Annotated in this window: 24 protein-coding genes; 13 read left to right on the top strand and 11 right to left on the bottom strand. The window is 61.4% G+C overall.

The window, feature by feature from the left end; all coding sequences use genetic code 11:
- Positions 1–55 precede the first annotated feature (55 nt).
- Entirely contained in the window at positions 56–2,626 is a 2,571-nt protein-coding gene (locus tag FFT87_RS01460) for a LuxR C-terminal-related transcriptional regulator (protein ID WP_219949616.1), read from the top strand.
- A gap of 30 nt (positions 2,627–2,656) precedes the next feature.
- Here FFT87_RS01460 and FFT87_RS01455 read toward each other — a convergent pair whose 3' ends face one another.
- Positions 2,657–3,148, bottom strand: a complete 492-nt coding sequence (locus FFT87_RS01455; RefSeq protein ID WP_219949615.1) for a hypothetical protein — start codon at positions 3,146–3,148, stop codon at positions 2,657–2,659.
- A gap of 134 nt (positions 3,149–3,282) precedes the next feature.
- Between FFT87_RS01455 and FFT87_RS01450 the strand changes: the two genes are divergently transcribed.
- From FFT87_RS01450 to FFT87_RS01440, 3 genes are all read left to right on the top strand, one after another.
- The gene (locus FFT87_RS01450; RefSeq protein ID WP_219949614.1) at positions 3,283–3,723 is read left to right on the top strand and encodes a nitroreductase family deazaflavin-dependent oxidoreductase; all 441 of its coding nucleotides are present in this window, start codon (positions 3,283–3,285) and stop codon (positions 3,721–3,723) included.
- 67 nt (positions 3,724–3,790) lie between these two features.
- Entirely contained in the window at positions 3,791–5,149 is a 1,359-nt protein-coding gene (locus tag FFT87_RS01445) for a TrkH family potassium uptake protein (RefSeq protein ID WP_219949613.1), read from the top strand.
- On the top strand, positions 5,142–5,840 hold the full coding sequence (locus tag FFT87_RS01440; RefSeq protein WP_255560001.1) for a TrkA family potassium uptake protein: 699 nt from the start codon (positions 5,142–5,144) through the stop codon (positions 5,838–5,840). The genes FFT87_RS01445 and FFT87_RS01440 overlap by 8 nt, the downstream gene beginning before the upstream one ends.
- Here FFT87_RS01440 and mnhG read toward each other — a convergent pair.
- The 7 genes from mnhG to FFT87_RS01405 form a co-directional block, all read right to left on the bottom strand.
- Positions 5,837–6,241: a monovalent cation/H(+) antiporter subunit G gene (gene mnhG / locus FFT87_RS01435; protein WP_219949612.1), complete on the bottom strand. Its 405-nt coding sequence runs from the start codon at positions 6,239–6,241 to the stop codon at positions 5,837–5,839. The two genes, FFT87_RS01440 and mnhG, sit on opposite strands and share 4 nt — an antisense overlap.
- Positions 6,238–6,450, bottom strand: a complete 213-nt coding sequence (locus FFT87_RS01430) for a monovalent cation/H+ antiporter complex subunit F (RefSeq protein WP_255560110.1) — start codon at positions 6,448–6,450, stop codon at positions 6,238–6,240. The genes mnhG and FFT87_RS01430 overlap by 4 nt, the downstream gene beginning before the upstream one ends.
- 50 nt (positions 6,451–6,500) lie before the next feature.
- Positions 6,501–7,112: a Na+/H+ antiporter subunit E gene (locus tag FFT87_RS01425; RefSeq protein WP_219949610.1), complete on the bottom strand. Its 612-nt coding sequence runs from the start codon at positions 7,110–7,112 to the stop codon at positions 6,501–6,503.
- The gene (locus FFT87_RS01420; RefSeq protein WP_219949609.1) at positions 7,109–8,665 is read right to left on the bottom strand and encodes a Na+/H+ antiporter subunit D; all 1,557 of its coding nucleotides are present in this window, start codon (positions 8,663–8,665) and stop codon (positions 7,109–7,111) included. The genes FFT87_RS01425 and FFT87_RS01420 overlap by 4 nt, the downstream gene beginning before the upstream one ends.
- Positions 8,662–9,213 (bottom strand): Na(+)/H(+) antiporter subunit C, encoded by a 552-nt coding sequence (locus FFT87_RS01415; RefSeq protein WP_219949608.1) that lies wholly within the window; start codon positions 9,211–9,213, stop codon positions 8,662–8,664. The genes FFT87_RS01420 and FFT87_RS01415 overlap by 4 nt, the downstream gene beginning before the upstream one ends.
- Positions 9,210–12,122 (bottom strand): Na+/H+ antiporter subunit A, encoded by a 2,913-nt coding sequence (locus FFT87_RS01410; RefSeq protein WP_219949607.1) that lies wholly within the window; start codon positions 12,120–12,122, stop codon positions 9,210–9,212. The genes FFT87_RS01415 and FFT87_RS01410 overlap by 4 nt, the downstream gene beginning before the upstream one ends.
- 177 nt (positions 12,123–12,299) lie before the next feature.
- Complete coding sequence (locus FFT87_RS01405) at positions 12,300–12,944, bottom strand: alpha/beta hydrolase (RefSeq protein ID WP_219949606.1); 645 nt, start codon at positions 12,942–12,944, stop codon at positions 12,300–12,302.
- Positions 12,945–13,029: 85 nt separating this feature from the next.
- Between FFT87_RS01405 and FFT87_RS01400 the strand changes: the two genes are divergently transcribed.
- The 3 genes from FFT87_RS01400 to FFT87_RS01390 are packed head-to-tail and all read left to right on the top strand — an operon-like array spanning position 13,030 to position 16,468.
- On the top strand, positions 13,030–14,697 hold the full coding sequence (locus FFT87_RS01400) for a circularly permuted type 2 ATP-grasp protein (RefSeq protein WP_219949605.1): 1,668 nt from the start codon (positions 13,030–13,032) through the stop codon (positions 14,695–14,697).
- Positions 14,691–15,623, top strand: a complete 933-nt coding sequence (locus FFT87_RS01395) for an alpha-E domain-containing protein (RefSeq protein ID WP_219949604.1) — start codon at positions 14,691–14,693, stop codon at positions 15,621–15,623. Before FFT87_RS01400 ends, FFT87_RS01395 begins: the two co-directional genes overlap by 7 nt.
- On the top strand, positions 15,620–16,468 hold the full coding sequence (locus FFT87_RS01390) for a transglutaminase family protein (RefSeq protein WP_219949603.1): 849 nt from the start codon (positions 15,620–15,622) through the stop codon (positions 16,466–16,468). The genes FFT87_RS01395 and FFT87_RS01390 overlap by 4 nt, the downstream gene beginning before the upstream one ends.
- A 74-nt stretch (positions 16,469–16,542) precedes the next feature.
- Here FFT87_RS01390 and FFT87_RS01385 read toward each other — a convergent pair whose 3' ends face one another.
- Complete coding sequence (locus FFT87_RS01385) at positions 16,543–17,880, bottom strand: MFS transporter (RefSeq protein WP_219949602.1); 1,338 nt, start codon at positions 17,878–17,880, stop codon at positions 16,543–16,545.
- Entirely contained in the window at positions 17,877–18,293 is a 417-nt protein-coding gene (locus FFT87_RS01380; RefSeq protein ID WP_219949601.1) for a MarR family winged helix-turn-helix transcriptional regulator, read from the bottom strand. The genes FFT87_RS01385 and FFT87_RS01380 overlap by 4 nt, the downstream gene beginning before the upstream one ends.
- 111 nt (positions 18,294–18,404) lie before the next feature.
- On the opposite strand from FFT87_RS01380, the gene FFT87_RS01375 reads away from it, so the two are divergent.
- Genes FFT87_RS01375 through FFT87_RS01355 form a run of 5 tightly spaced genes read left to right on the top strand, consistent with a single transcriptional unit; the run spans position 18,405 to position 22,659 of the window.
- Entirely contained in the window at positions 18,405–19,325 is a 921-nt protein-coding gene (locus FFT87_RS01375) for an alpha/beta hydrolase (RefSeq protein ID WP_219949600.1), read from the top strand.
- A complete protein-coding gene (locus tag FFT87_RS01370) occupies positions 19,326–19,787 on the top strand; it encodes an HIT family protein (protein WP_219949599.1) in 462 nt (153 codons plus the stop codon).
- A gap of 33 nt (positions 19,788–19,820) precedes the next feature.
- On the top strand, positions 19,821–20,870 hold the full coding sequence (locus tag FFT87_RS01365; RefSeq protein ID WP_219950647.1) for a biotin/lipoate A/B protein ligase family protein: 1,050 nt from the start codon (positions 19,821–19,823) through the stop codon (positions 20,868–20,870).
- On the top strand, positions 20,849–21,907 hold the full coding sequence (locus FFT87_RS01360) for an iron ABC transporter permease (RefSeq protein WP_219949598.1): 1,059 nt from the start codon (positions 20,849–20,851) through the stop codon (positions 21,905–21,907). The genes FFT87_RS01365 and FFT87_RS01360 overlap by 22 nt, the downstream gene beginning before the upstream one ends.
- On the top strand, positions 21,904–22,659 hold the full coding sequence (locus tag FFT87_RS01355) for a heme ABC transporter ATP-binding protein (RefSeq protein ID WP_219949597.1): 756 nt from the start codon (positions 21,904–21,906) through the stop codon (positions 22,657–22,659). The genes FFT87_RS01360 and FFT87_RS01355 overlap by 4 nt, the downstream gene beginning before the upstream one ends.
- Before the next feature lie 78 nt (positions 22,660–22,737).
- Here FFT87_RS01355 and FFT87_RS01350 read toward each other — a convergent pair whose 3' ends face one another.
- Positions 22,738–23,022: a GNAT family N-acetyltransferase gene (locus tag FFT87_RS01350; RefSeq protein WP_219949596.1), complete on the bottom strand. Its 285-nt coding sequence runs from the start codon at positions 23,020–23,022 to the stop codon at positions 22,738–22,740.
- Positions 23,023–23,098: 76 nt separating this feature from the next.
- Between FFT87_RS01350 and FFT87_RS01345 the strand changes: the two genes are divergently transcribed.
- Positions 23,099–23,905: a M15 family metallopeptidase gene (locus FFT87_RS01345; RefSeq protein WP_219949595.1), complete on the top strand. Its 807-nt coding sequence runs from the start codon at positions 23,099–23,101 to the stop codon at positions 23,903–23,905.
- Positions 23,906–23,916 lie beyond the last annotated feature (11 nt).

Here is a 23,916-nt window from a genome sequence, read left to right as displayed (position 1 = left end):
CACCCGGCCAGTAGGCTGGCGGCCACATCATCGGTCGATGCAAAGGGGGCACATTATGGCGCGCTGGCCCGTTGTGCCCCGCGAAAGCGAGCGGGATGCTGTGCTTGCGGCCCTCCGCGGCCCCCGCCCGCGTTCGGTCATGTTGCGCGGCCCCAGTGGCGTCGGCAAGACAACATTGGGCGCCCACATCGCCCAAATCTTGCGCGCCGACGGACGCACCGTGGTGCCGGTCATCGGTCTTGCCGAGCTGGTGGATGTTCCGCTTGGGGCCCTCGCTCCGGTGCTCGCCAGCGCGGGCAGGCACGACCTCGAGAGCGTGAGTGATCGCGTGCAAGCTCTCGTCGGAGTCGTGGGCGAAAACCCTCACAAGTTCGTGCTCATCATCGATGACGCCCCGCTCCTCGACACCGTCTCAGCGAGCGTGCTCTACCAACTGGTACGCGTGTTCGGAGTCACAGCGCTGCTCACCGCCCGTGACTCCCATGACGTCGACGGCCCCATCGCACGATTGCTGCACGAGAATCTCATCGACATTGTCGACCTGGAAGGGTTGAGCCTCGAGCACAGCCAGTCGATCCTCCAACAGTATTTAGGCGGCACCCTGCGCCCCGAGAGTCTTCGCGACATGTTTGAGGCAAGCCGCGGTAACCCGCTGATGCTGCGCGAACTGATCTTTGCGGCAGGGCGAGCGGGTGGCATCCGCAGCGGTGATTTTGGTTTCGAAGTGTCAGTGGCAACATTGCCGAGGCATATGCGCGCGACGATTGCCGATCGAATTCACCAGTTGGCGCCCGTCGATCGACGACTCGCTCAGTTGATCGCGATCGCGCAACCAATTCCGCGGACGGCTATTACTGCCGAAGAGGCAGACGCGCTGAGCTTCCTCACGAGTGAGGGCATCACCGAAGATGCAGGAACCGAGGCCAGACCGCTTGTGCGGCTTGCCCACCCGCTATTCGCTGAAGCGCTCACGATCGATCTCGCGCAGGCCGAGCGCACAGAGCTGGTGAAAGAAATCGTGGGTCGACTGCTGCCGACGGGCGACCAGCAACTGCGATTCACCGCGACCGTTCTCCTCACCACGACAGACGCTGTTCTTAGCGACAATGATCTGGATTGGGCAGCCAGCTACGCACACGCGGCCGGCGACCACGCCATTGCTGCTTCGCTCGCAGAACGAGCCCAGCCCAACGAACGCCGGTTCGCGCCAGAGCTAGTGCTTGCCAGTGCCCTCTCGGCTCTGGCTGAATCGGAGCGATCTTCCGTGGTGTTCGAATCGGCGATTGCGCTGGCGAGCGATGATAACGACCGTGCCATTGCCTTAGCCCGCTGGGGTCAGCACATGGTCTATCGTCTCTCCCGCCCCGCCGACGCGGTCGATCGGGTGACGTGCGAACTGGCGAGAATGGATGCTCGCGGCCAGGTCGTGCTGCGACCGGAACTTGCCAAGTGGCAACTCATGACCGGAGATGCCAGCGCCCTCACCGAGGTCGCTGACCCTGTGTCGGCGGATGGCGGACTCGGTGCGGTGAACGCGGGTCTCACGGCGGCGATGATCGCGACGATGGCGGGCAACCCTGCCGATGCTTTTGCGGCGATCGCCCAGACGCGCCCCCTTGCCGATGCCTTCCGTTTTGAAGCCCCGTTTGCCGGATCGCTCCTCGATTTATCCGAATTCTTGGCGCTTGTTGCGTCAGCAGAGATCGGACCTGCTCGCGATTTCGCAGCGAAGCGCCGCCTCGATCGCTTCGCAGACTCTGCCGGGGTGTGGTCGTACGCACTTGCCATAGTGAGGCTGCACGACGGGCGGCTCTGCGATGCCCGGGCTCTCGCGACGCTCGCTGTTGAGCAACTGAAGTGGCGGGACTTCACGGGACTTCTCGGCACGGCCGTTGCCCTGCATGCGACCGTCGATGCCCAGCTAGGCGAACCTGAGACGGCGCGCGAACTGCTCTCCGAGATTTCTCCCGAGCATGCTGGCGACGCCAAAGTCATCTTGCAGCGCGCCGAATGTGAGGCTTGGCTCCTTGCGGCGGAGGGGCGCACAGCCGACGCCGCTGCTGTCATTGTCGCTGCCGTAGCCGAAGGGATCGTCCTCGGTCACTTTCTGCTGAGTGCCCTCACTCTTACCGTCGCTATTCGGCTCGGGCATCCGAACGCCGCGCGCGAACAACTGGAGCTGCTGACGCGACTCTCGCCGTCGCCGCTGGTTTCCCGCATTCGCGACTGGGCCGAGACAGTAGCCGAAGCGGATGTCGCTCGCCTGTGTGAACTCGCCCCGGCGCTCGCCACCGCGGGAGTAGCCGCGCTCGCAGTCGATGGCCTTCGCGAGGGTGCGCGCGTCGCGGCCAAGGCTGACCGCCGCGAGTTGGAGCGCAAAGTCACGCTGCTCGCTCGCCGTCTTGCCGCCGACATGGATCGGGTGCCGGGTGAGGCTTCCCCGGATGAGCTCACGGAGCGGGAGTGGACCATTGCCCGGGCTGCCGCTGGCCGACAACGTAGTCGGGAAATCGGCCAGCAGCTCGGGCTGTCTGTACGAACCGTAGATAACCACTTGGCTCGCATTTACCGCAAGTTGGGCGTCAAAGGGCGAGTGGAACTCGAAGAGGTTCTCGCCGATTTGTAGCGCTGGGTGGCCTCTTGGCCGCGGGCGCTATTACTCTTCGGTGGGACTCGCTGTGATGTTGACAGTTGCGGTGCCTTCGTCGTCAGAACCCCAGGAGTACTGCACTGTCCACTCTGGGCTCCTGAGTCCGTAGGCGTAACCCTGGTCGCCGAGCGAAATTTCGGAGACAACTTCGTAGCCGTTCGACACGAACTGCTCATAGCCCGCTTTGGCGGCGTCTTCGCTGTCGACGGTGAGCGTGGCGCTGTAGGTGCCCGCGGCGGCGAGCGAGAACAGGATGCTTCCCTCGGGAACGGGAATTTCGGCCGGCCATGAGTCGGGAAGCGAACCACCACTGCCGTCGCCGTCAACATCGACATCGACGCCCGTGGTGCCTTCGATAACGTTCTCGACGGTGCCCTCGATGAGCCCATCGGTGATGCGCTCGAGCGGGTTGCCAAAGCACCCGGAGAGGGAAACGGTGAGACCTGCCGCGAGGGCAACGGAGATGGCGCTGGTCAGCGCGCGTTGTGAAGTGATCATGCACCCAGTAAAGACCCAGACTGGGCGCGTGCGAGTGAGTAATAACTACCTATCTCTGCGGCAGTCTGCGCCTCCTTGCGCTCCTTGCGCCCCTCTACGGCAAACGTGCGGAGAGGGCGCGGTAACGTGGAGCTATGCCGTTAACAGGAGAATACGAACCCAGCACCTCAGAGTGGGCCCGCAACCAGGCCGACATTTTTGAAGCCAGCAATGGCCATGAGGGCAATCTCATGCGCGGGATGCCCGTGATCGTTCTGACTACGGTTGGCGCCAAATCTGGCAAGCTTCGCAAGACTGCGCTCATGCGGGTAGAACACGATGGCAACTATGCCGTTGTTGCCTCGCTTGGTGGGGCGCCGAAGCATCCAGTCTGGTACTACAACATGGTGGCTCAGCCGCACGTTGAACTGCACGATGTCGGTGTCAAGGGTGACTTCATGGCTCGTGAAGTGACCGGTGACGAGAAGGCTCTCTGGTGGGAGCGTGCCGTTGCCGCTTACCCCGATTATGCGGACTATCAGGCTAAGACGGAGCGCGAGATTCCTGTGTTCGTGCTGGAGCCCATTAGCGCCTAAGTCGCGGGGTGAACCACCGTAGAAAATAGACGCTACGTTTGGCCCAAAACAGGCGTACTGTATCCCGGTGCACAACATCCTTCGCGGGACGGGTAGTAAGCGAAAGCTGGTTCATCCAGCACAACTCACCCTTCTCGGGTTTTTGATCGGAATCGCCGCGGGAACAGTCCTGCTGGCCTTGCCGATTTCGCGGACCGGTCCCGGTGGCGCCACTCTCGTTGAGGCGTTCTTCACCGCTGTCTCGGCAATGTGTGTGACCGGTCATGTGATCGTCGACACCTCCACGTATTGGACGGGCTTTGGCCAGGTCGTGATCATGGTGCTCATCCAGGTGGGTGGCTTCGGCGTCATGACCTTTGCGTCGATCATCGGTATTGCGGTCGTGCGGAGGCTGTCACTGCGCTCGCGGATTACCGCCGCCGCCGAAACCAAGAATGTTGGATTCGGCGATGTGCGCTCACTGGTGCTGGGCGTGCTCAAAATCTCCCTCGTCATCGAGGGTACTGGTGCGATCATCCTCTTCTTCTGGTTCTTGCTGCGTTACGGCTACAGCGTGGGGGAGGCCGCGTGGTTCGCACTCTTCCACGCGGTTTCGTCCTTCAACAATGCTGGTTTCGCGCTCTTCAGCGACAACATGATGTCGTTCGTCGACGACCCGGTTGTCTCGCTCACTTTGTGCGCCGAAATCATCCTCGGCGGTCTCGGGTTCCCCGTGATCGTGCAGCTTTTGCGCTACGGCGGCAACCGACTCAAGTGGAGCATGAACACCCGCATCGTCATCGCGGCGACCCCGCTGCTGCTCGTCGCTGGCGCGGCGTACATCACCCTCATCGAGTGGAACAATCCCGCTACGCTCGGCCCGCTCGACTGGCAGGCCAAGCTTCTCGCGGGCTTCTTCCAGTCAGTTCAGACGCGCACTGCCGGCTTCAACAGCATCGACATTGGCGCTATGAGCGAGGCTACTCAGTTCGGGATGACCGCCCTCATGTTCATCGGCGGCGGCCCGGCCGGCACTGCCGGGGGCATCAAGGTCACGACCTTCGCGGTGTTGTTCTTCATTCTCCTCGCGGAGGTGCGTGGCGACGGGGTCGTGAACGTCTTCGGCAAGCGACTGTCGCGCGCGGTGCACCGCCAAGCGATTGCGGTTGTCTTGCTGTCGGTGGGAGTTGTTGCGTCATCCACGATCATCATCATGCTGTTGTCTGGGCTGCCTCTCGGTGCGGTTCTCTTCGAGACGGTATCGGCATTCGGCACCGTGGGGCTCTCAGAAGGAATCACGCCAGAGCTCCCCGTTGCCGCCCAGCTGATTCTCGCTGTGCTCATGTTTGTGGGCCGCCTCGGCCCGATTGGTTTCGCTACAGCGCTTGCTCTCCGCGAGCGTGCTGTCCTGTATGAACTTCCCAAAGAAAGGCCGATCATTGGCTAAATTGCGCATGTTCTCTGGTTCGGATGTGTCGAGTGTGGCCGCCGCAGACTCGGTGGCGGTGATCGGGTTGGGTCGTTTCGGTCGCGCTCTAGCGCTGGAGCTGATGGCCAATGGCACCGAAGTACTGGGCATCGACCTCGATGAGTCGATCGTGCAAGAACTCAACGGCCAGCTCACCCACGTTGTTGCCGCGGACTCCACGCGCGAAGAGGTGCTGCAGCAGTTGGCCGTGCCCGAGTTCGACCGCGTGGTGGTGGCGATTGGCAGTGACATTCAGGCGAGCATCCTGACCACGTCGCTGCTGTTGCGGTTCAATGTGGAACACGTGTGGGCAAAAGCGGTCAGCGAACCCCATGGCACTATCCTCGAGCAGCTTGGGGTGCGTCACGTCGTGTACCCGGAGAAAGAAATGGGGCGCCGTGTTGCCCATTTGGTGCGCGGTTCGATGCAGGACTATCTAGAAATCGGCGACGGTTTCTCGCTCGTGAAGATGGCTCCGCCGGCGAGCATCGTGGGCAAGAGTCTTGGCGAGTCACAGGTTCGCTCGACGGCTGGCGTGACGATCACCGCAGTGCGCCCTCATGGTGGAACCTGGACTTACACCGACCAGACAACGGTGATCGCTGCCGACGACACCATCCTTGTCTCCGGTCCCACCGCCAAATCAGAGGCGTTCAGCCAACGCCGTTAGTGCGAGGAGTCGCGCTCGTTCTCAGCCTCGTTGTCGGCCCTGCCCAGTTCCTGCTGCACCTGGTCGATTGACTGCTTGAGCTCATCCACGAGCAGCGAGCCTGGAGCGATGACATCGTTTCGGTACCCTGCTCGTCCGATCATGTGAGCGGAGATGGGTGCCGTCATCATTTGGAACGCCAGGAGTGCGATCAGCACCACAATGGTCGAAAGCCGACGTTCCTCAAGGGCAATTCCGGCGAGGATGAACGTGAGGCCAAGAATTTGTGGCTTGGTGGTCGCGTGCATCCGCGCAATGGCATCCGGAAAACGGATCAGACCAACGCCCGCCGCGAGCGAGAGGAACGCTCCGAGGAGCAGAAAGATGCCGGTGAGAACGTCGGCGATCAGATCGAAGCTCATAACCGTCCGTTCCTCGAGACGTAGCGCGCTACGACAACCGAACCGAGGAATGCGGTGCCCGCGAGCACAAACATCGCGGCAAGACTCCTGGTGTGGGAGTTGTAGATCATTTCAGCGCCCAGCGCGCAGATCATGGTGGTCAGAAGCATGTCTGAGGCGATCATCCGGTCCAAGATTGATGGCCCGCGGATGATGCGGAACAGTGCCATAGCGGCGGCCGCTGTCAGCGTCAGGCCGACAACGATGAAAACCCAGTCGCTCACGATGTGGCCTCGCTCTCGTGGATGCGTGCAAGGTCTGCTTTCGACCCGATGGCTCGAACGATGCGTGCTTCGACGATCAACACCTTTCTGCGCATGCCCTCAATGTCTTCCGGGGTTTGGGTAGCAAAAGTGTGCAAATACAGGATGCCGCGCTCGCGGTCTGCTTCGACGACGAGCGAGCCCGGCACCAGCGACATCGCAATCGCATCCAACGTCATGATGAGATCCGAGCTCGTGCGCAACGAGATTCCGATCACGGAGGACGCGGGGATGGGGCGGGGGTTGAGTGCTTGAAATGCGACGGTGAAGGAGGCGATTGCGACGTCGAGAAAGAAATGCGCGAGAAAGACGAGCAGATACCAGACGTTGAGTCGACCCGACAGTTCTGCCGGGGGAAGGTAGAACACTCGCGTGACCGTAATCGCCACAATGAATCCGGTAATGACACTGACCCAGGTCGCTTGCCCCCACAGAACGGTCCAGAGCAGAACGAGCCCCAGGAGCAAGGGAAGCTGGGTCCACAGGTTTCCGCGAACCTCGCGTCGGGTTGCCTGACGAGGCGTGTCTTCGTGGGCGCTGGTCGCGTGATCCTGCTGCTGGTGCGTCATTCGGATCCTCCCGGGAACACCGTGGTGACGTAGTAGCCAGGCCCCGTGATGTTGTCGCCGGCGCGGGTGCTGAGATCGAACAACGGGGCAGCAAGCACGGTGAGCGTCACACTCAGCGCAACCATCGCCACGGTCGCGCCAACCATGATGCGCGGGATGCTGCGAGCCGTCTTCACCTCGGTGGACTCACCCATCATGTCGTTAGCGGGGAGCGCGTTTTCGTAACCGGCGACCTCATCGGTGTGACGCCAGAACGTCAAACTCCACGCTCGGATGAGGGCATAGAGGGTGAGCAGGGAGACGAGCGCTCCGCTGCCGATGAGAACCCAGGCCAGCACGGAGCCTTCTTGCGCTCCGGCTTCGAACAGAGCTAGTTTTCCGAGGAATCCCGAGAACGGGGGGATCCCGCCGAGGTTCAGCAACGGGATGAAAAAGAGAATACCGACGAGCGGACTCGCTTTTAACATGCCGCCGAGCCGGTTGATGCCCGTCGTGCCGCCTTGACGTTCGACAAGTCCGGTCGCGAGAAAGAGTGTCGTTTGCACCGTGATGTGGTGCACGATGTAGTAAATCGCCGCGCTGAGGCCGGCGGCGGTGCCGATACCGATTCCGAACAGCATGTAACCGATGTGACTCACCAGGGTGAACGACAGCAGTCGCTTGATGTCAGATTGTGCAACCGCGCCGAGAATTCCCACGATCATGGTGAGGGCGGCGACTACCAAGATTGCGATGTTGAGATCGTCACCAGCGAAAATTGTCATCTCAGTTCGCATGATGGCGTACACGCCGATTTTGGTGAGCAACCCGGCAAATACTGCTGTCACTGGGGCTGGTGCCATGGGGTAAGAATCGGGAAGCCAGAACGACAACGGGAACACGGCCGCTTTGATGCCGAACGCGACGAGGAGCATGACGTGCAGTATCAGCTGGGTGTCAGACGGCAATTCTGCGAGACGCACGGAAAGTTGGGCGATGTTTACGGTGCCGGTTGCGCCGTAGATCATGGCGATCGCGGCCAGAAAGAGCACCGACGACACCAAACTCACGACGATGTAGACGGTTCCGGCTCGAATTCGAAGTTCCGTGCCTCCGACCGTGATGAGCACGAAGCTGGCCACGAGCAGAATTTCAAAACTCACATACAGATTGAAAAGATCGCCGGCGATAAAGGCGTTGAAGACTCCGGCCGCCAGAATCAGATAGGTCGGGTAATAAATCGACACCGGGGTCTCTTTGTCGCCGTCAGCGAGCCCTTGACCAACAGAGAACACCAGCACCGCCAGCAAAACGGCCGCTGAGACCACGAGGAGCAACACGGCCAGTCTGTCGACGACGAGCACGATACCGAACGGCGCCTCCCAGCCGCCAAGCTCGACTGCCATCGTTCCGTTGGCGTCAACGTGCACCAACAGAGCGATGCCCAGGATGAGAACGGCGCTGAGCACGGTAACGGCGATCAAGACCTGAACCTGCGGGCGCTTGGCTTGTGTCAAGGCGAGGGCGGCACCGAGCAGCGGCAGCAAAACGACGAGGGGAATTAGGAAACTCATTTGCCCTCCTCCGTTGCGTCGCGCTCGGCGGCGTCGGTCTCAGCGTGCAGAGCTTGCATCCTGAGTTGTTCGTTGATGCTTTCCTCGTCTTCTTTGCGCTCTTGCTCGGCAAGGTCAAGCGCATCGGCGACAGCGGCGGCGGCCCGAGTTCCGAACTCGGTATCGTCGCTAGCAACAGCACGTTCGATCGCCATCGCTGCTGTGCGACGTCCCACCTCAATATCTTCGGAGTCGTCGTGAACAACATCCGCGTGAGCCAGACGCCACGAACGATAAATCAGTGCCATCAGAAACGCGGATACTCCAAAGGTGATGACAATCGAGGTCAGGATAAAGGCCTGCGGTAGCGGGTCGGCGAAGGTGCCTTCGTCGCCAAAGTAGGGGGCAACCCCTGGGCGACCAGACACAATCAGGATCAGCAGATTGGTGGCGTTGCCCACAAGAAGGAACCCGAGCAGCACGCGGGTCATGCTGCGCTCGAGCAGCATGAATACTCCCACGGCGTAGAGCACTGCCATGACAACGACGAGGGTGAGGGAGGCGCTCATATGGTGCTCCCACTTTCTAGAACGTCTGAGGCATCCTCTTGCTGGCGGTCGATTTCGGCACCGAGGCTACGCAGCACGTCGAGAACCATGCCGACCACCACGAGGTAAACGCCGATATCGAAGATCGTTGATGTCGTGAACTCGAGGTGCCCGAGCACCGGAATCGTGGCCTCGAAAAATGTGGACGTGAGCGCCTGCGCGCCGAAGAGGAGCGGGGCGGTGGCGGTGCCGGCGGCAAGCAGGAGGCCGAACCCCAAGACGCGTCCGGCATCGAAGGGAGCCGCGGCAGCGAGCTCGTAGCGTCCGCCAGCAAGGTAGCGCCCGGCCAGGGCGAGTCCGGCGACGAGTCCGCCCGCAAAGCCTCCGCCCGGCAGGTTGTGCCCGGCAAAGAGCAGGTAGAGAGAAAGTACGACGATGGCGTGAAAAAGGAGCCTGATGACAACTTCGAGAAGAATGGAACGATTCTCGGGGGCCAGCCGTCGGCCGGCAAGCAGCCACGAGTTGCGGGTCGAGGGATCTTGTACGCCCGGAACATATTCCGGAGCGATGAGCTCGGGTGATGGGGTGAAGCGCGAGGTGAGGCTCTGCTTGCGCGGGCGTTCAGAATCGCGCGGGAGGTTATCGGTTCGACTCCGAAGAAAGACCAAGCTCGCGACGCCGGTGGCAGCAGCAACGATCACGGCGAGCTCTCCGAGAGTGTCCCAACCGCGGATGTCGACGAGTACGACGTTGACGACGTTGTTTCCGTGACCGATTTCGTGGGCAAGCTTGGGCAGGGCTTCCGAAATGGGGGAGGCAGTTCTTGCTCCGAGGGCGACGACAGCGACGACGCCCATGAGTAGTCCAACGGCGGCGCCGATGAGCGCGCGCACCCCGCGGTGGACGCTGCCGTGTTCCTTGCCCAGCCTGGCGGGGAGCCGCCTCAGAACCAGAACGAAGGCGATGAGGGTGACCGTTTCGACAAGCACCTGCGTGAGGGCAAGGTCTGGCGCTCCGTGGAAAGCGAAGAGGGCGGCTAGTCCATAACCGGTAACGCCGACCAGCAACGCGGCGGAGAATCGTTTCTTGGCTCCGCCGAGAGAGAGCGCCGCGACGACCATGATGGCCCCAATGGCGAGCTGCGTTGGGCCGTCAAAAAGCAAGAGGCTTGTCGGCCACGTCCTGTTCAGGACGAGGGTTGTCCCAACCGCTCCGACCATGACAAGCAGGATCACGGAGAGGTAGAACGGGAGCGACCCACGCTGTGTCGTGGCGGTGACGCGGCCAGCCACACGGTCGAGAGCTCTCATGGACTGGCGGTACAGGCGGCTGGAATCGATGAGCGCCGGGACTCGAGACTGGCCGGCGAACACGGGGGCTCGAGCAAAGAAGAGAGCAAGTCCTCCGAGCACGGTAAGCGTCGACACGAAGAACGCAGGATCGAAGCCGTGCCAGAGGGCGAGGGCGTAGTCGGAGTGGAGCGGTGGAAACAGGGTCGAATATCCCGCCAGCACTGTGCCGAGCGCGCCGAACAGGGGCGCGAGCACTATGCCGGTGATGGCAAGAAGGCCGGGCGAGAAAAGAAACTGCACGCTCTCGTGCACCGGGCGAACTTTTTCGACACCCTTCTTACGGGCGAAGGCACCCCACAAGAATCGGGCGCTGTAGGCCACCGTGAGGGTTGACCCCACTGCCACTCCGATCAGGGCCACCCAACCGGCGACGGAACCGGATGCCGCATCCTCGAAAAACGCACTGAGCACGGCTTCTTTAGCAACAAAGCCAGCCGTGAACGGAATTCCGGCCATGGATGCTGTTGCCAGTACCGCGAAGCCCGCTAAGAACGGTGCTTCTCGGCCGAGACCGCTGAGCTTGCGCAGGTCGCGGGTTCCCGCTCGGTGGTCGGTGATGCCGACGATAAGGAACAGAGCTGCTTTGAAGAGTGCGTGCGTGAGGAGCAGCGCGACCCCGGCGATGGCAGCATTGCGGGTGCCGTAGCTGACGACGACGAGCAGGAAACCGAGTTGGCTCACGGTGCCGTAGGCGAGGAGCAGCTTCAGGTCGAACTGCTTGAGCGCGCGCCATCCGCCAACCAGCATGGTGAGGAGCCCGAGCCCCAGTAACAGGGGGCGCCAGCCAGGGGTGTCAGCAAAACCGGGTGCGAGCCGGGCGACGAGGTAGATCCCGGCCTGAACCATCGCGGCGGCGTGCAAGTAAGCGCTCACGGGGGTCGGGGCCGCCATCGCTGCGGGCAGCCAGAAATGGAACGGCACGATTGCTGACTTGGTGAGAGCCCCGACGAGGATCAACATGATCGCGACGGTGACAATCGCTCCGTGAGGTTCGCGAGAGATGATCTCGGTCAGGCTTGCGGTAGCCGAATGTTCTGCCAGCATTACCAGCCCGACAAGCATGACGAGTCCGCCGGCGGTTGTCACCATGAGCGCTTGCATTGCCGCACCGCGACTAGCGGTCCGTCCGATGTAGTGGCCGATGAGGAGATACGAGAAGACACTCGTTGCTTCCCAAAAAATAAACAAAAGGTAGACGTTGTCGGCGATCACGAGCCCGTACATCACCCCGGTGAATGCCAGCAGCACCGAAGCGAATCGGCCGAGGCCTTCTTCAGAGTTGGTGAAGTATTTGGCGCAGTAGAGGATCACCAACGCGCCGACACCGGTAACGATCAGGGAGAGCAACCACGACAAAGTATCGACGCGCACACTCAGCTCGAGCTGCAACTGGGAGATCCACATGACGGTTTCCGCCGGGGCTGCTCCCGCCATCACCTGCGGCGTCAGAGTCACGGTATAGACAAACGCTGCCGCGGGAACAAGCGCGATCACGGGGAAAACCCGCACGCCGAGTGCTCGGGTCAGCGCCGGAACCACGAGTGCTACGAGCGCGAAGACTGCTAACAGCGCGAGCACTAGTGTTCCCGGGGCAGGTTGTGGCAGCGGCCGAGCTTGCTCAGGATCTTGCTCCAGTAATTTTGGTAGCCCGTTGTTCGAAGTGGGCTATTCGGTCGGCAACGGTGACCCCAGTCTACCGGAATGCCCGTTGCCTACCGCCGCAATTGACCGTTGCTGGGCATCCGTAGCGCCGTTTTAGCGCATCGAACTCAACCAAATCTCGCACAGCGACTGCCACGCCTCAGCGGGAGTTCCCTCAGCAAGACCGAGGCCGTGCTTGCCATCAGCAAAGACGTGAAGTTCGTGGCGCACGCCAGCAGCAGCCAACGCTGCAGCAAGGGGGTACGAGTGCTCGTCAACCGGAACGGGCTCGTCAGCAGCCGTGTGCCAGATGAACATCGGCGGCGTGGCTGGCGTCACCAGCAGGTCAATTGACGTGTCTTCACGGAGCAACTGGTTGGCATCCAACCCGATCAGGTTTTCACGAGACCCTTCGTGGGTCGGGCTCGTCATGCTCACAACGGGGTAGCCGAGCACCGCAAAATCGGGCCGCTCTTCGGGCTTCGCGATGGGGGCGACGGCAGCGTGGCCGGCCAAGTGGCCGCCAGCTGAGAAGCCCAAAACACCGACGAGAGGTGCCCCTAGCGCACGTTCCTTTGCAATTTCAGACTGAATTGCCAGCAATGGGGTCGGATGTTTCGTGGCGACAGGGTATTCAACGACGCGAGAATTCCAGCCGAGAGTTCGCAGCCAGGCAGCAATCGGCTCGCCTTCGTGGGGTGCAAGCCGTGAATACCCTCCGCCGGGGAGAACAAGAATTGTGGGGAGGGTTTGATCCATTACTTAACTGTAAATTGTGTGCGTCGATCTGGCGGAATCAACGCACTTTGCAGCGAAAATTGGTCAATCGGCATAGTGTCTGTACATGGCAGATTTGTTTGACGGATACACATCAAGCGCCTCCAAACGCACCGGACCAGCCGCGTGGGATGAGATGTTCTCTGCCGATAGCGAGATACGTCGCCCCTACCGCGAGATACATGACGCGCTGGCGCAAATGACGCAGGAAGAGCTGCGCGGACGTACTGAAGCACTCGCCGACAGCTACCTTGCCCAAGGCGTAACCTTCGACTTCGCTGGCGAAGAGAGACCCTTCCCTCTTGATCCCGTTCCTCGAGTTATTGACCTTTCGGAGTGGAAACAGGTCGAGACGGGAGTCAAGCAGCGAGTGCGTGCGCTCGAAGCTTTTCTCGCGGACATCTATGGGCCGCAGAACGCCATCAAAGACGGTGTGATTCCTGCTCGGATGATTACCTCGTCAAGCCACTTTCATCGTCAGGCGGCGGGCATCGAGCCGGCCAACGGCGTGCGCATTCAGGTCAGCGGAATCGACCTTATCCGCGATGAGGTCGGTGCTTGGCGCGTGCTTGAAGACAACGTTCGCGTTCCCAGCGGTGTCAGCTACGTGATCTCGAACCGTCGAGTGATGGCCCAGACCCTGCCAGAACTGTTCGTTTCCATGCGCGTTCGCCCCGTTGGCGACTACCCGCACAAACTGTTGCAGGCTCTGCGGGCGAGCGCGCCGAGCGGAATCGACGAACCAACGGTTGTTGTTCTCACGCCGGGTGTCTACAACTCCGCGTACTTCGAGCACACGCTACTCGCGCGCCTCATGGGCGTCGAGCTTGTGGAAGGTCGCGACCTCTTCTGTTCCGGTGGTCGCGTCTGGATGCGGACCACCGCTGGTCCCACCCGCGTCGACGTGATCTATCGCCGAGTCGACGACGAGTTCCTCGACCCGCTGCAGTTCCGCGCCGACTCGATGTTGGGCAGCCCAGGCATGATGCTCGCGGCTCGCCTCGGCAACGTCACGATCGCCAACGCGGTCGGAAACGGTGTCGCTGACGACAAACTCGTTTACACCTATCTGCCCGACCTCACCGAGTACTACCTCGGAGAGAAGCCGATTCTGCCGAACGTCGATACGTGGCGACTCGAAGATCCGGGCGCGCTCGAAGAAGTACTTGACCGCCTCGATGAGCTCGTGATCAAACCTGTTGACGGATCCGGCGGTAAGGGACTCGTCATCGGCCCAGCGGCATCCAAAGACGAATTGGAGACGCTCAAGAAGCAGCTCCTCAAAGACCCTCGAGGCTGGATCGCTCAGCCGGTGGTGCAGCTGTCGACGATTCCCACCGTGGTTGATGACGGCATGCGCCCGCGCCACGCTGACCTCCGCCCGTTCGCCGTCAACGACGGAAACGATGTGTGGGTGCTCCCGGGCGGTCTCACTCGCGTTGCGTTGCCCGAGGGCCAGCTGGTGGTCAACAGCTCGCAGGGTGGCGGTTCGAAAGACACCTGGGTTGTGGGCCGCGAGAAGATCGAAGAGTCCGCAAGCAGCGTTCAGGGTCTTGTCGAACGGCAAGCCGATACTGAAGCGATTACGGTGATCACCCCGGAGATGCTGCTTGAAGCGGGCATCCACGATGATCATGCTGAGGATCACGACAGCAGCCACAGCCTCACTCATCGCCAGCGTCAAGAAGAGCAGCAACAGCAGAGTGACGACATCGAGGGAGGTCAATCATGCTGAGCCGCATCGCAGAGTCACTGTTCTGGATCGGGCGCTACATTGAGCGTGCAGACGGAACCGCCCGCATCCTCGACGTTCATCTCCAGCTGCTACTTGAAGATCCGTGGATCGAAGAAGACGATGCCTGCCGTGCGCTCTTGAGCGTCATGGGAAGCGAAGCGCCAACAGACACCGTGCTCACCCGTGGCGATGTGTTGTCGATTCTTGCCGTTGACCGAACCGAGCCAGCCTCGATCGCTTACTCGCTGGGCGCTGCCCGCGAAAATGCGCGTCGTGCTCGCGAGATTGTGTCGACGGAACTGTGGGAGTGTCTCAACACGACCCGCGCCCGGATGCCTCGTCGCATTTCTGAAGACAAAGTGAGCGACTTCTTCAACTGGGTTCGCGAGCGCAGCGCCCTCGCTGTTGGCATCATCGAGTCGGCGACAAGTCGCGACGAGGCGTGGCAGTTCTTCACTCTTGGTCGCAGCCTCGAGCGTGCGGATATGACTGCCCGACTGTTGGCGACTCGCAGCCTCACCGAAGCAAGCGGTCCATCGTGGACCACGATTCTTCGCTCCTGTGGCGCCTACGAACCGTACTTGCGTACTTACCGTGGCATGCCGAGTGCGAGCAATGCGGCAGAGTTCCTCTTGCTGGACCGCTTGTTCCCGCGCAGCATCCTGTTCTCCGTTTCGCGGGCAGAGGATTGCATGCGCGAACTTGAGCCTCGCCGCACTAACCGTGTGGGTGTTGCTGACGACGCCCAGCGACTGCTTGGCAAGATGCGCAGCGAGCTTGAGTACCGGCCGATCGCCGAGATTCTCGATGATCTGCCGCTTCACATGGATCGCGTGCAGGCCGCAACCAGTGCCGCCTCTGAGGCGGTGCGTCAACGATACTTCCCGACAAACGCAGCCCCCGAGTGGGTAGGAGAGATCTCATGAAGCGCTTGAGAATCAGACACTCCACGGGCTTTAGCTACGGCGGAGAAGTAACAGCGTCGTATAACGAGGCGCGGATGTTGCCTGCCAGCGTTGAGGGTCAGCTTGTGCTGTTCGCTAATCTGGATATTCTGCCGCTCTCAAGTCAGAGCAACTATGTCGACTATTGGGGTTCGCGGGTCGCATCCTTTGAGGTGCTCACTGGGCACAAGGAGTTGTCGCTGACCGCGACAAGCCTCGTTGAGGTCCATGACCGCGAACATGTTTCAGAGTGCATGAGCTGGGCTGATCTCGCGGCCGCAGCTGAGCTATCGATGGATGCTGTCGAGAATCTGAGCCAGACCCGTCGTACTGCGCCTCCCGCTGAGGTGGTGGCGCTCGCGAAAGAGATTGCTTCACAGTCAGATGATGCGTGTGAGAGCGCACTGCAGATTTCGATGGCGATCGGTAACGCGATCCAGTACATGAGTGGCGTCACGGGGGTGGCGACGACCGCTGCGGAAGCGTGGACGGGTGGCAAGGGTGTCTGCCAAGACATCGCGCACCTCGCGCTTGGCGCGTTGCGATCGGTCGGCATTCCCGCCCGCTACGTGTCTGGCTACCTGCATCCGAAACCGGATGCAGCGATTGGCGAAACCGTTGTCGGCGAGTCTCACGCGTGGATCGAATGGTTCTGCAACGGGCAGTGGCGTGGCTATGACCCCACGAACCTGATCGACATTGGTGACCGCCACGTGCTCGTGGGTCGCGGTCGCGACTACAACGATGTGCCGCCGTTGCGCGGTGTGTATGCGGGGCCGTTCGGCTCAAAGCTGTTCGTGAGCGTGGAGATCACCCGCGAGGCTTAGCTCGAGGGTCCACTGCGGTCTAACAATTGCGTGAGTGTGGGGCGGATGCTGAGAGCATCCGCCCCACACTGCAGTTAACTCGTGCGACGAGTGGTGGTTTCGACGATCGCGATCTCTTGAGTGGCGAGCTCGATGGCTTCGTCGGGCGTTGGCTCGGGTGGAAAGCGCAAGCGAAGACGGAAGCGGCTTTCGGGCACGCGACCCACGCGCATCCCGCGACTGTAAACGAGCCACACGATGGCGGCGGCGGCGGCAAGCAACCCGGAAAGTGCGCCGATGCCGAGCGCCCAGCGGGGTCCGAGTTCGTTGGCAGCCCAGCCAACGATGGGCGCGCCGATGGGGGTGCCGCCTGCGAAAATCGCCAGGTAGAGCGCCATGACGCGGCCGCGCATGATCGGTGTTGTTGAGGTCTGCACGTAGGCGTTGGCGGTCGTCATCATGGTGAGCGAGAAAACGCCGATGATGGTCAGCGCGGCACCGAAGGTCCAGTAGCTGGGGGCGAGGGCGGCGAGCAGGCAGGCGAAGCCAAAGAAGGCGGCACCGACGATAACGACGCCGAGCCTGGCCCGTTCACGCCGGGCGGCTAGGAGCGATCCGACGACCGCGCCAACCGCCATCATTGACGACAGCAGACCAAACTCGGCGGCGCCCTTGCCAAATTCTGTAGTGGCCATGGTGGCGATGAAGACGGGAAAATTGAAGCCGAAGGTTCCGACAAGAAACACCATAACGAGCACAATCAGGATGTCTGGCCGGCCGCGCACATAGCGCAGGCCATCCCGAATTTGCCCCTTCGCTCGCCCGAGTTTCACGACCGAAACTAGTTGGTTGCGCCGGATAAACCAGAGGGACGCGAGCACGCCGACGAAGGATGCCGCGTTCACGATGAACACCGGTCCGGCACCAATGGCGGCAACGAGCACTCCAGCAACGGCAGGCCCGATGAGGCGCGCAGTCTGGAACGACATTGAGTTGAGCGCTACCGCGTTTGGCAGGTCTTTGTCACTCACGAGCTCAGAGACGAACGCTTGACGGGCGGGGGCATCGATTGCGGTTGCCACTCCCAGCAGGAGCGCAAACACGTATACCTGCCACAACTGCACGTGACCCGAGATCACGAGAATGCCCAGCCCAAGGGCGAGAGCGAACTGGCTGAACTGGGTCCACAACAGTACGGTGCGGCGATCAAAGCGGTCAGCGATGATTCCGGTGAGGGGCATCAGAATCAGCATGGGGCCGAACTGCAGCGCCATGGTGAAGCCGAGAGCTGCGGCATCATGATCGGTCAGATCGGTGAGAACGATCCAGTCTTGAGCGGTGCGTTGCATCCACGCGCCGGTGTTGGAGACGATGGCTCCGATGATCCAGAGCCGATAGTTGAAGATGCGAAGCGAGCGGAACATTGCGCTCACGAATTGGCCAACTTCAGTAGTACGGGAATGGCGGCGTGTAGGGCGGTGTGTTCTGCGGCGTCGAGCCCCGAGAGTTCTGCAGCGAACCACTCTGCGCGACGCTGACGGGTCTTGTTCACGAGCTCGGTACCGGCATCCGTCACTTCAATGAGCACTTTGCGGCCGTCATCTGGCGAGCTCGACCGAGTGATCAAACCCTCCTCAACGAGGCAATTCACGGTGCGGTTCATCGACGGGGGAGTGACGCGCTCGTGCTCGGCGAGGGCGGCGAGGGTGCTTCCACCGTGCTGGCTGAGCACATAGAGAACGGAGAGCTGGCTGTCGCTGACGGTGTCATCGTGACGCTGCTGCCGAACGCGGCGAGCGATTCGCATCAGGGCGATTCGGAGTTCGTCGTCTAGCTTGTCTGGCATATTCGTTAGTCTATCAAATTAGTCTTGCTAACGAAATTCCTGAGCAACCAATAATCACCCCTCCGGCACGAGCGCTCCGTCGTAGACTGGGAGCAGCAAGGAGGCCCATCAATGCCCAAGTTCACGGTGCCACGAACTGACCACTCCTATACGGATGCCCACGGAGTAAAGATTCACTACTACGTGTGGGAATCACCCCACGCTCATGCAGTGCTCCAGCTCACTCACGGGCTCGGCGATCACGCCCGCCGCTACGAGCATGTTGCCCAGGCTCTCGCTGCCGCCGGCTACACGGTTTATGCCGATGACCACCGCGGCCACGGCGCTACCGGTCTCGACCAGAACGCGGGCGACGCCAGCAAACTGGGCAAGCTCGGCAAGCTCGGCAAGGGCGGCCTGCGGGCGGCGACCGAGAACATCCGTGAACTCACCCACATTATTCGCACCGACCATCCCGACCTCCCGGTTGCCCTTCTAGGCCACTCGTGGGGCTCGCTCATGGTGCAAGATGTGCTCAACGCGCACGCCGACGAATATGAGGTCGCGATCCTGACGGGAACCGCTCACCGCACCTTTGCGCACATGAACAGTGGCAACCTCAATGCGCAGCACAAAGACCTCGGCACCACCGGTTACGAATGGCTGAGCCGTGACGCTCAGGTCGCCGAAGACTTCGTGAGCGACCCGCTGACCTTCTACGCGGATGCGCTCAAACTCTTCGGCCCCATCGACGGAATGCGCCTCCTCGGTCGCCCCACGAAACACATCAAGCGCGACATCCCCCTGCTAATCATGATTGGCGATGAAGATTCGCTTGGTGGCACGACGAGCATCGAGTGGCTCGCCGCCGACTACGCCACGCGGTCAAAACTCACGGACATGGAAGCCATCGTTTACCCTGGCGCCCGTCACGAAATTTTCAACGAGACCAATAAAGATGAAGTGATCGCTGATCTGGTGGCCTGGCTCGATGTGCGGCTCAAGCCCGTTCACCCTGACGGCCCCCGTCCCGAGGCTGCAGAGCCTAAATAAATGGCGTCAATCTTCACCGAGATACTGAACGGGCGCTCACCAGGCCGTTTCGTGTGGGCGGATGATCGTGTCTTTGCCATCCTCACCATCGAGCCACGCAACCCCGGTCACATCTTGGTGATCCCTCGACTCGAGGTCGACCGGTGGAGTGATCTCGATGAAGATCTGGCCATGCATATTTTTCGTGTTGGTCGCCTGATCGGGCTAGCCCAGCGCGACGAGTGGGCAGCCGACCGTGTTGGCTTGATGTTCGAGGGGTATCGGGTGCCGCACGCCCACCTTCACGTCTGGCCGTCATGGAATGTCTACGAGTACAGCCATACCGGCATAAACCGCAACCCGGGAACTCCCGCTCTCGAAGAGGCATTCCAGCGATTGCGGGCCCGCATTGTCGACCACGGTCATGGCGCGTTTGTGCCGCCACTCGACTGGTCAATTCCGCAGTCCAACGCAGCGCATTAGGCTGGAATCAGCACAACTAGACAGGGGTAAGTGATGCACGGCGAATTCAAGGTGCCCGGCGGAAAACTCGTAGTGGTCGATCTCGATGTTGTCGACGACACCATCACCAACTTTCGCCTTGCTGGCGACTTCTTTCTTGAACCGGATGATGCCCTCGAAGACATCAATGCGGCAGTGAATGGGCTGCCAGCTAACTCCGATGCGAAAACAATCACGGCCTCGATTCAGCGCTCGCTGCCCGAGGGTACGGTGATGCTCGGTTTCTCGGCCGAATCGGTGGCCACGACCATCCGTCGGGCGCTGCAGCGTGCCACGACGTGGAAAGACTACGACTGGCAGATCATCACCGGACCACCGCTGGAGCCTGTTCTGCAGATGGCCATGGATCAGGTGCTCTCTGAAGAAGTTGCCTCCGGTCGTCGCAAGCCAACACTGCGCATTTGGGAATGGAACAAGCCAGCCGTCGTCATCGGCAGCTTTCAGTCACTGCGCAACGAAGTTGATCTCGACAACGCCAAGAAGTTTGGCTTCGACGTGGTGCGCCGAATCTCTGGTGGCGGTGCCATGTTCATGGAAGCCGGCACCGTCATCACCTACTCGATCTATGCTCCCGTTGAGCTCGTGCAGGGAATGACCTTCGCTGACTCGTATGCCTTCCTCGACGAGTGGGTCATCATCGCCCTCAAATCGCTCGGCATCGACGCCAGCTACCAACCCCTCAATGACATCGCCAGCCCCAGTGGAAAGATCGGTGGTGCAGCGCAGAAGAGACTCGGCGCTGGTGCTGTGCTGCATCACGTCACCATGAGCTACGACATCGACGGCGAAAAAATGGTGCAGGTACTGCGCATCGGTCGCGAAAAAATGAGTGACAAAGGCACAAAATCGGCGGCAAAACGAGTTGACCCACTGCGGAGCCAGACGGGCATGGAACGGTCTGCGATCATCGACACCATGGTTGCTACCTTCCGCAGCCTGCACGGTCTAGCGGAGAGCGAAATCACGAGCGACGAGCGTGCTCGCGCTGAAGAACTTGTTGCCGAGAAGTTCGGCACCGAAGAGTGGTTGCAGCGCGTTCCGTGAACAACACCCTCCGCGCGCTGACCCTCACACTCACGCTTGCCGCGCTGCTTCTCGGCGGCATCGTGGCGTCGGCTGTGCTCGGGCAGCTGCCGGTGAGCCCCGCCGAAGTCGGCGGATCTCTGCTGCGCGCAATCGGCATCCAGAACGAGTGGGCTCCGACCGATTCGATCGTCGAGTCCACACTCTGGGTGGTGCGCTTTCCCCGCATCGCGATGGCTCTGGTCGTTGGCGCTGCCCTCGCCGTTGCCGGTGCCGTGATGCAAGCGATCTTTGGCAACCCGCTTGCTGAACCTGGAGTCGTCGGCGTCTCATCCGGAGCCGCCTTGGGCGCCGCGATTGCCATAGTCGTTGGCGTCGCCGCGCTCGGGGATGGCGCAATCGCCCTTTTCGCCTTCGTGGGCGGACTGCTCGCCACTCTGCTGGTCTACTTCGTTTCGCGCGCCAACGGACGCACCGAAGTGGTGACATTGCTCCTCACCGGAATCGCGGTCAATGCCTTCGCCGGTGCTGGCCTCGCCTTTCTGCTTTTCGTCGCAGACTCGGGAAGTCGCGAACAGATCGTGTTCTGGCAGCTCGGCTCGCTCAACGGGTCGCGCTGGAGCGAAGTGCTCATCGTCGCTCTCGTTACGGCGATCGGTCTTGCGGCCGCCGTTGTGCTCGCCCGCCCCTTCGACCTGCTGGCTCTGGGGGAGCGAAACGCCCGCCACCTCGGAGTGAACGTTGAGCGCCTTCGCATCGTGTCAATCGTGATCGTCGCGCTCCTCACCGGCGTTGCCGTCGCATTCTGCGGCATCATCGCCTTCGTCGGCCTCGTCGTGCCGCACGCGATGCGTATGGTCATCGGCCCGGCGCATCGTCAACTCATTGTGGCGAGCGCCGTCGGCGGTGGCGTTCTTCTCGTACTCTCCGACCTCCTCGCCCGCTCGGTCGTGACCGGCGGTGACCTGCCGATTGGGCTGCTCACCTCCCTCATTGGTGGCCCCTTCTTCTTCTACCTCCTCTTCCGCCAGCGCAAACGCAGCGGAGGTTGGGCATGATCAGCGCACGCAATATTGCGGTTCGACTCGATTCCCGCGCGATCCTCACCGACGTCAGTCTCGACGTTCACGAAGGTGAAGTACTCGCCCTTGTTGGGCCGAACGGCGCCGGAAAGTCGACCCTGCTCTCGGTGTTGAGCGGTGACCGCAAGCCAGACAGCGGCACCGTGACCATTGACGGTCGGGATGTTGGCGGCATCCGCCATGCTGAACTCGCCCGACTACGTGCGGTGCTCACTCAAGAGAACAGTGTGAGCTTTCCGTTCCGGGTCTCCGAAGTCGTCGCCATGGGTCGCAGCCCGTGGGCCCGGCTGGTTGAGAGTCGCGACGACGTTGCCGTCGTCAACGAAGCACTCGATGTGACGGATGTCGCGCATCTAGGGGAGCGCCGCTACACCACGCTCTCTGGCGGCGAAAAGGCGCGCGTCTCGCTCGCGCGCGTGCTTGCCCAGCGCACTCCGGTCGTGTTCCTCGACGAGCCGACTGCTGCTCTCGATCTCCGACACCAAGAAGACGTGATGCGGGTGGCCCGCTCCATGGCTGAGGACGGCCGCGCCGTCGTCGTGGTGCTGCACGACTTGAGTCTTGCCGGCGCCTATTCCGACCGGCTTGCGCTCATCGCGCACGGCAAACTTGATGCGATCGGCACTCCCTCAGAGGTTCTCACCGCGGCTCGGGTTGAACGCGTCTATGGGCTTGCCGTCGACCTTCACGACGTCGGCGGGCATCCGGTTGTTGTTCCTCGTCGCTGAGGATTCATTCGCCTAGGCTGCTGGCGACGCCGAAAGGAGCGCCTCGTGCGCCATCGCCTCGTGTAATTTCTGGCCGCGCTAGCGATTCAATAAGCTGCGGTACTCGGGGTTGTCCGTGATGAATTGATCGATGAACTCGCACTGGGCAACCACCCGGGTCTCGCTTTCGGCGCGCACGAGGTTGAGGGTGCCACGAGCGAGCTCGCTGCCGAGTCCTTGACCGCGGAATTTGGGATCAATCTCGGTGTGGACAAAAACGATCGTGCCATCGCGCAACTGGTAATCAGCGAGGCCCGCTTGAACGCCGTCAACAAGCAACTCGTAGCGGTGCATTGCGGGGTCGTGGATAACTTCGCTGGCCATGAACCAAGACTACTCGCCGGGCTTCGACTGGGGATGCTGATCCCGGCTCGTCGGGACATGCGAATAGTATCGGTGGGTGTCTGATTCTCCTCCCCCTGTTTCCGGCGGATCTAAGCGCCGACTGCTCATCATTTCTGCCACCGGTATTGTGCTGATTGCCACCGCCGCTATAGCTTCGTTCGTTGCTCTCGAGCCGACTCCCGAGCCTGTCGTCACGGCTTTGCCCACACCGAGTGCAACTCCGACACCGACTCCGACGCCAACTCCGACCCCCACGTTCAACAAGGCGCAGTTCTCAAACGATGACGTGGCCAGCCTCTGGGTCGTCGCCAACAAGTTGCGTCCGTTGAATCCGGTCGATTACGAACCCAACCTCGTATTTGTTGATGTTCCGTATGCCTATGAGCCCTACCTGACCCCGGACGCGGCTGCCGGTGCTGTCGAGATGTTCGCGGCGTTCACCGCCGAGACCGGCTTGGGGATGCGATCGCAGAGCACCTATCGAAGCTATTGGGCGCAGGAACGCGTCTATGGCGGATGGGTTTCGAGTCTGGGGCAAGAGCAAGCAGACCTTGAGAGCGCACGCCCTGGCCACAGCGAGCATCAGACGGGTCTCTCGATTGACGTGAGTGCATCGCCGGCGAATTGCAGCCTGGAGCAGTGTTTTGCTGCTACCCCGCAGGCACAGTGGTTGGCCGAGAACGGCTGGAAGCATGGCTTCACTCTGCGGTACCCGGAGGGTAAAACCGACATCACCGGTTACGCGTACGAGCCGTGGCACATGCGTTACGTCGGCAAAGAGCTTGCTGCAGAATTGCACAGCACGGGCATCCAGACGCTCGAAGAGTTCTTTGGCCTGCCTGCCGCGCCGACCTACGGCTAGCCGCGGGCACC

This window comes from Salinibacterium sp. M195 (assembly GCF_019443965.1).
Taxonomy (GTDB): Bacteria; Actinomycetota; Actinomycetes; order Actinomycetales; family Microbacteriaceae; genus Rhodoglobus.
This window is presented reverse-complemented; position numbering and strand designations above follow the sequence as displayed.

Excerpts from the sequence above, each read along its gene's own strand:
- FFT87_RS01460 (WP_219949616.1), top strand. The coding sequence starts at position 56 with ATGGCGCGCTGGCCCGTTGTGCCCCGCGAAAGCGAGCGGGATGCTGTG.
- FFT87_RS01455 (WP_219949615.1), bottom strand. The coding sequence starts at position 3,148 with ATGATCACTTCACAACGCGCGCTGACCAGCGCCATCTCCGTTGCCCTC.
- FFT87_RS01450 (WP_219949614.1), top strand. The coding sequence starts at position 3,283 with ATGCCGTTAACAGGAGAATACGAACCCAGCACCTCAGAGTGGGCCCGC.
- mnhG (WP_219949612.1), bottom strand. The coding sequence starts at position 6,241 with ATGAGCTTCGATCTGATCGCCGACGTTCTCACCGGCATCTTTCTGCTC.
- FFT87_RS01430 (WP_255560110.1), bottom strand. The coding sequence starts at position 6,450 with ATGGCACTGTTCCGCATCATCCGCGGGCCATCAATCTTGGACCGGATG.
- FFT87_RS01425 (WP_219949610.1), bottom strand. The coding sequence starts at position 7,112 with ATGACGCACCAGCAGCAGGATCACGCGACCAGCGCCCACGAAGACACG.
- FFT87_RS01420 (WP_219949609.1), bottom strand. The coding sequence starts at position 8,665 with ATGAGTTTCCTAATTCCCCTCGTCGTTTTGCTGCCGCTGCTCGGTGCC.
- FFT87_RS01415 (WP_219949608.1), bottom strand. The coding sequence starts at position 9,213 with ATGAGCGCCTCCCTCACCCTCGTCGTTGTCATGGCAGTGCTCTACGCC.
- FFT87_RS01405 (WP_219949606.1), bottom strand. The coding sequence starts at position 12,944 with ATGGATCAAACCCTCCCCACAATTCTTGTTCTCCCCGGCGGAGGGTAT.
- FFT87_RS01400 (WP_219949605.1), top strand. The coding sequence starts at position 13,030 with ATGGCAGATTTGTTTGACGGATACACATCAAGCGCCTCCAAACGCACC.
- FFT87_RS01395 (WP_219949604.1), top strand. The coding sequence starts at position 14,691 with ATGCTGAGCCGCATCGCAGAGTCACTGTTCTGGATCGGGCGCTACATT.
- FFT87_RS01390 (WP_219949603.1), top strand. The coding sequence starts at position 15,620 with ATGAAGCGCTTGAGAATCAGACACTCCACGGGCTTTAGCTACGGCGGA.
- FFT87_RS01380 (WP_219949601.1), bottom strand. The coding sequence starts at position 18,293 with ATGCCAGACAAGCTAGACGACGAACTCCGAATCGCCCTGATGCGAATC.
- FFT87_RS01375 (WP_219949600.1), top strand. The coding sequence starts at position 18,405 with ATGCCCAAGTTCACGGTGCCACGAACTGACCACTCCTATACGGATGCC.
- FFT87_RS01370 (WP_219949599.1), top strand. The coding sequence starts at position 19,326 with ATGGCGTCAATCTTCACCGAGATACTGAACGGGCGCTCACCAGGCCGT.
- FFT87_RS01365 (WP_219950647.1), top strand. The coding sequence starts at position 19,821 with ATGCACGGCGAATTCAAGGTGCCCGGCGGAAAACTCGTAGTGGTCGAT.
- FFT87_RS01355 (WP_219949597.1), top strand. The coding sequence starts at position 21,904 with ATGATCAGCGCACGCAATATTGCGGTTCGACTCGATTCCCGCGCGATC.
- FFT87_RS01350 (WP_219949596.1), bottom strand. The coding sequence starts at position 23,022 with ATGGCCAGCGAAGTTATCCACGACCCCGCAATGCACCGCTACGAGTTG.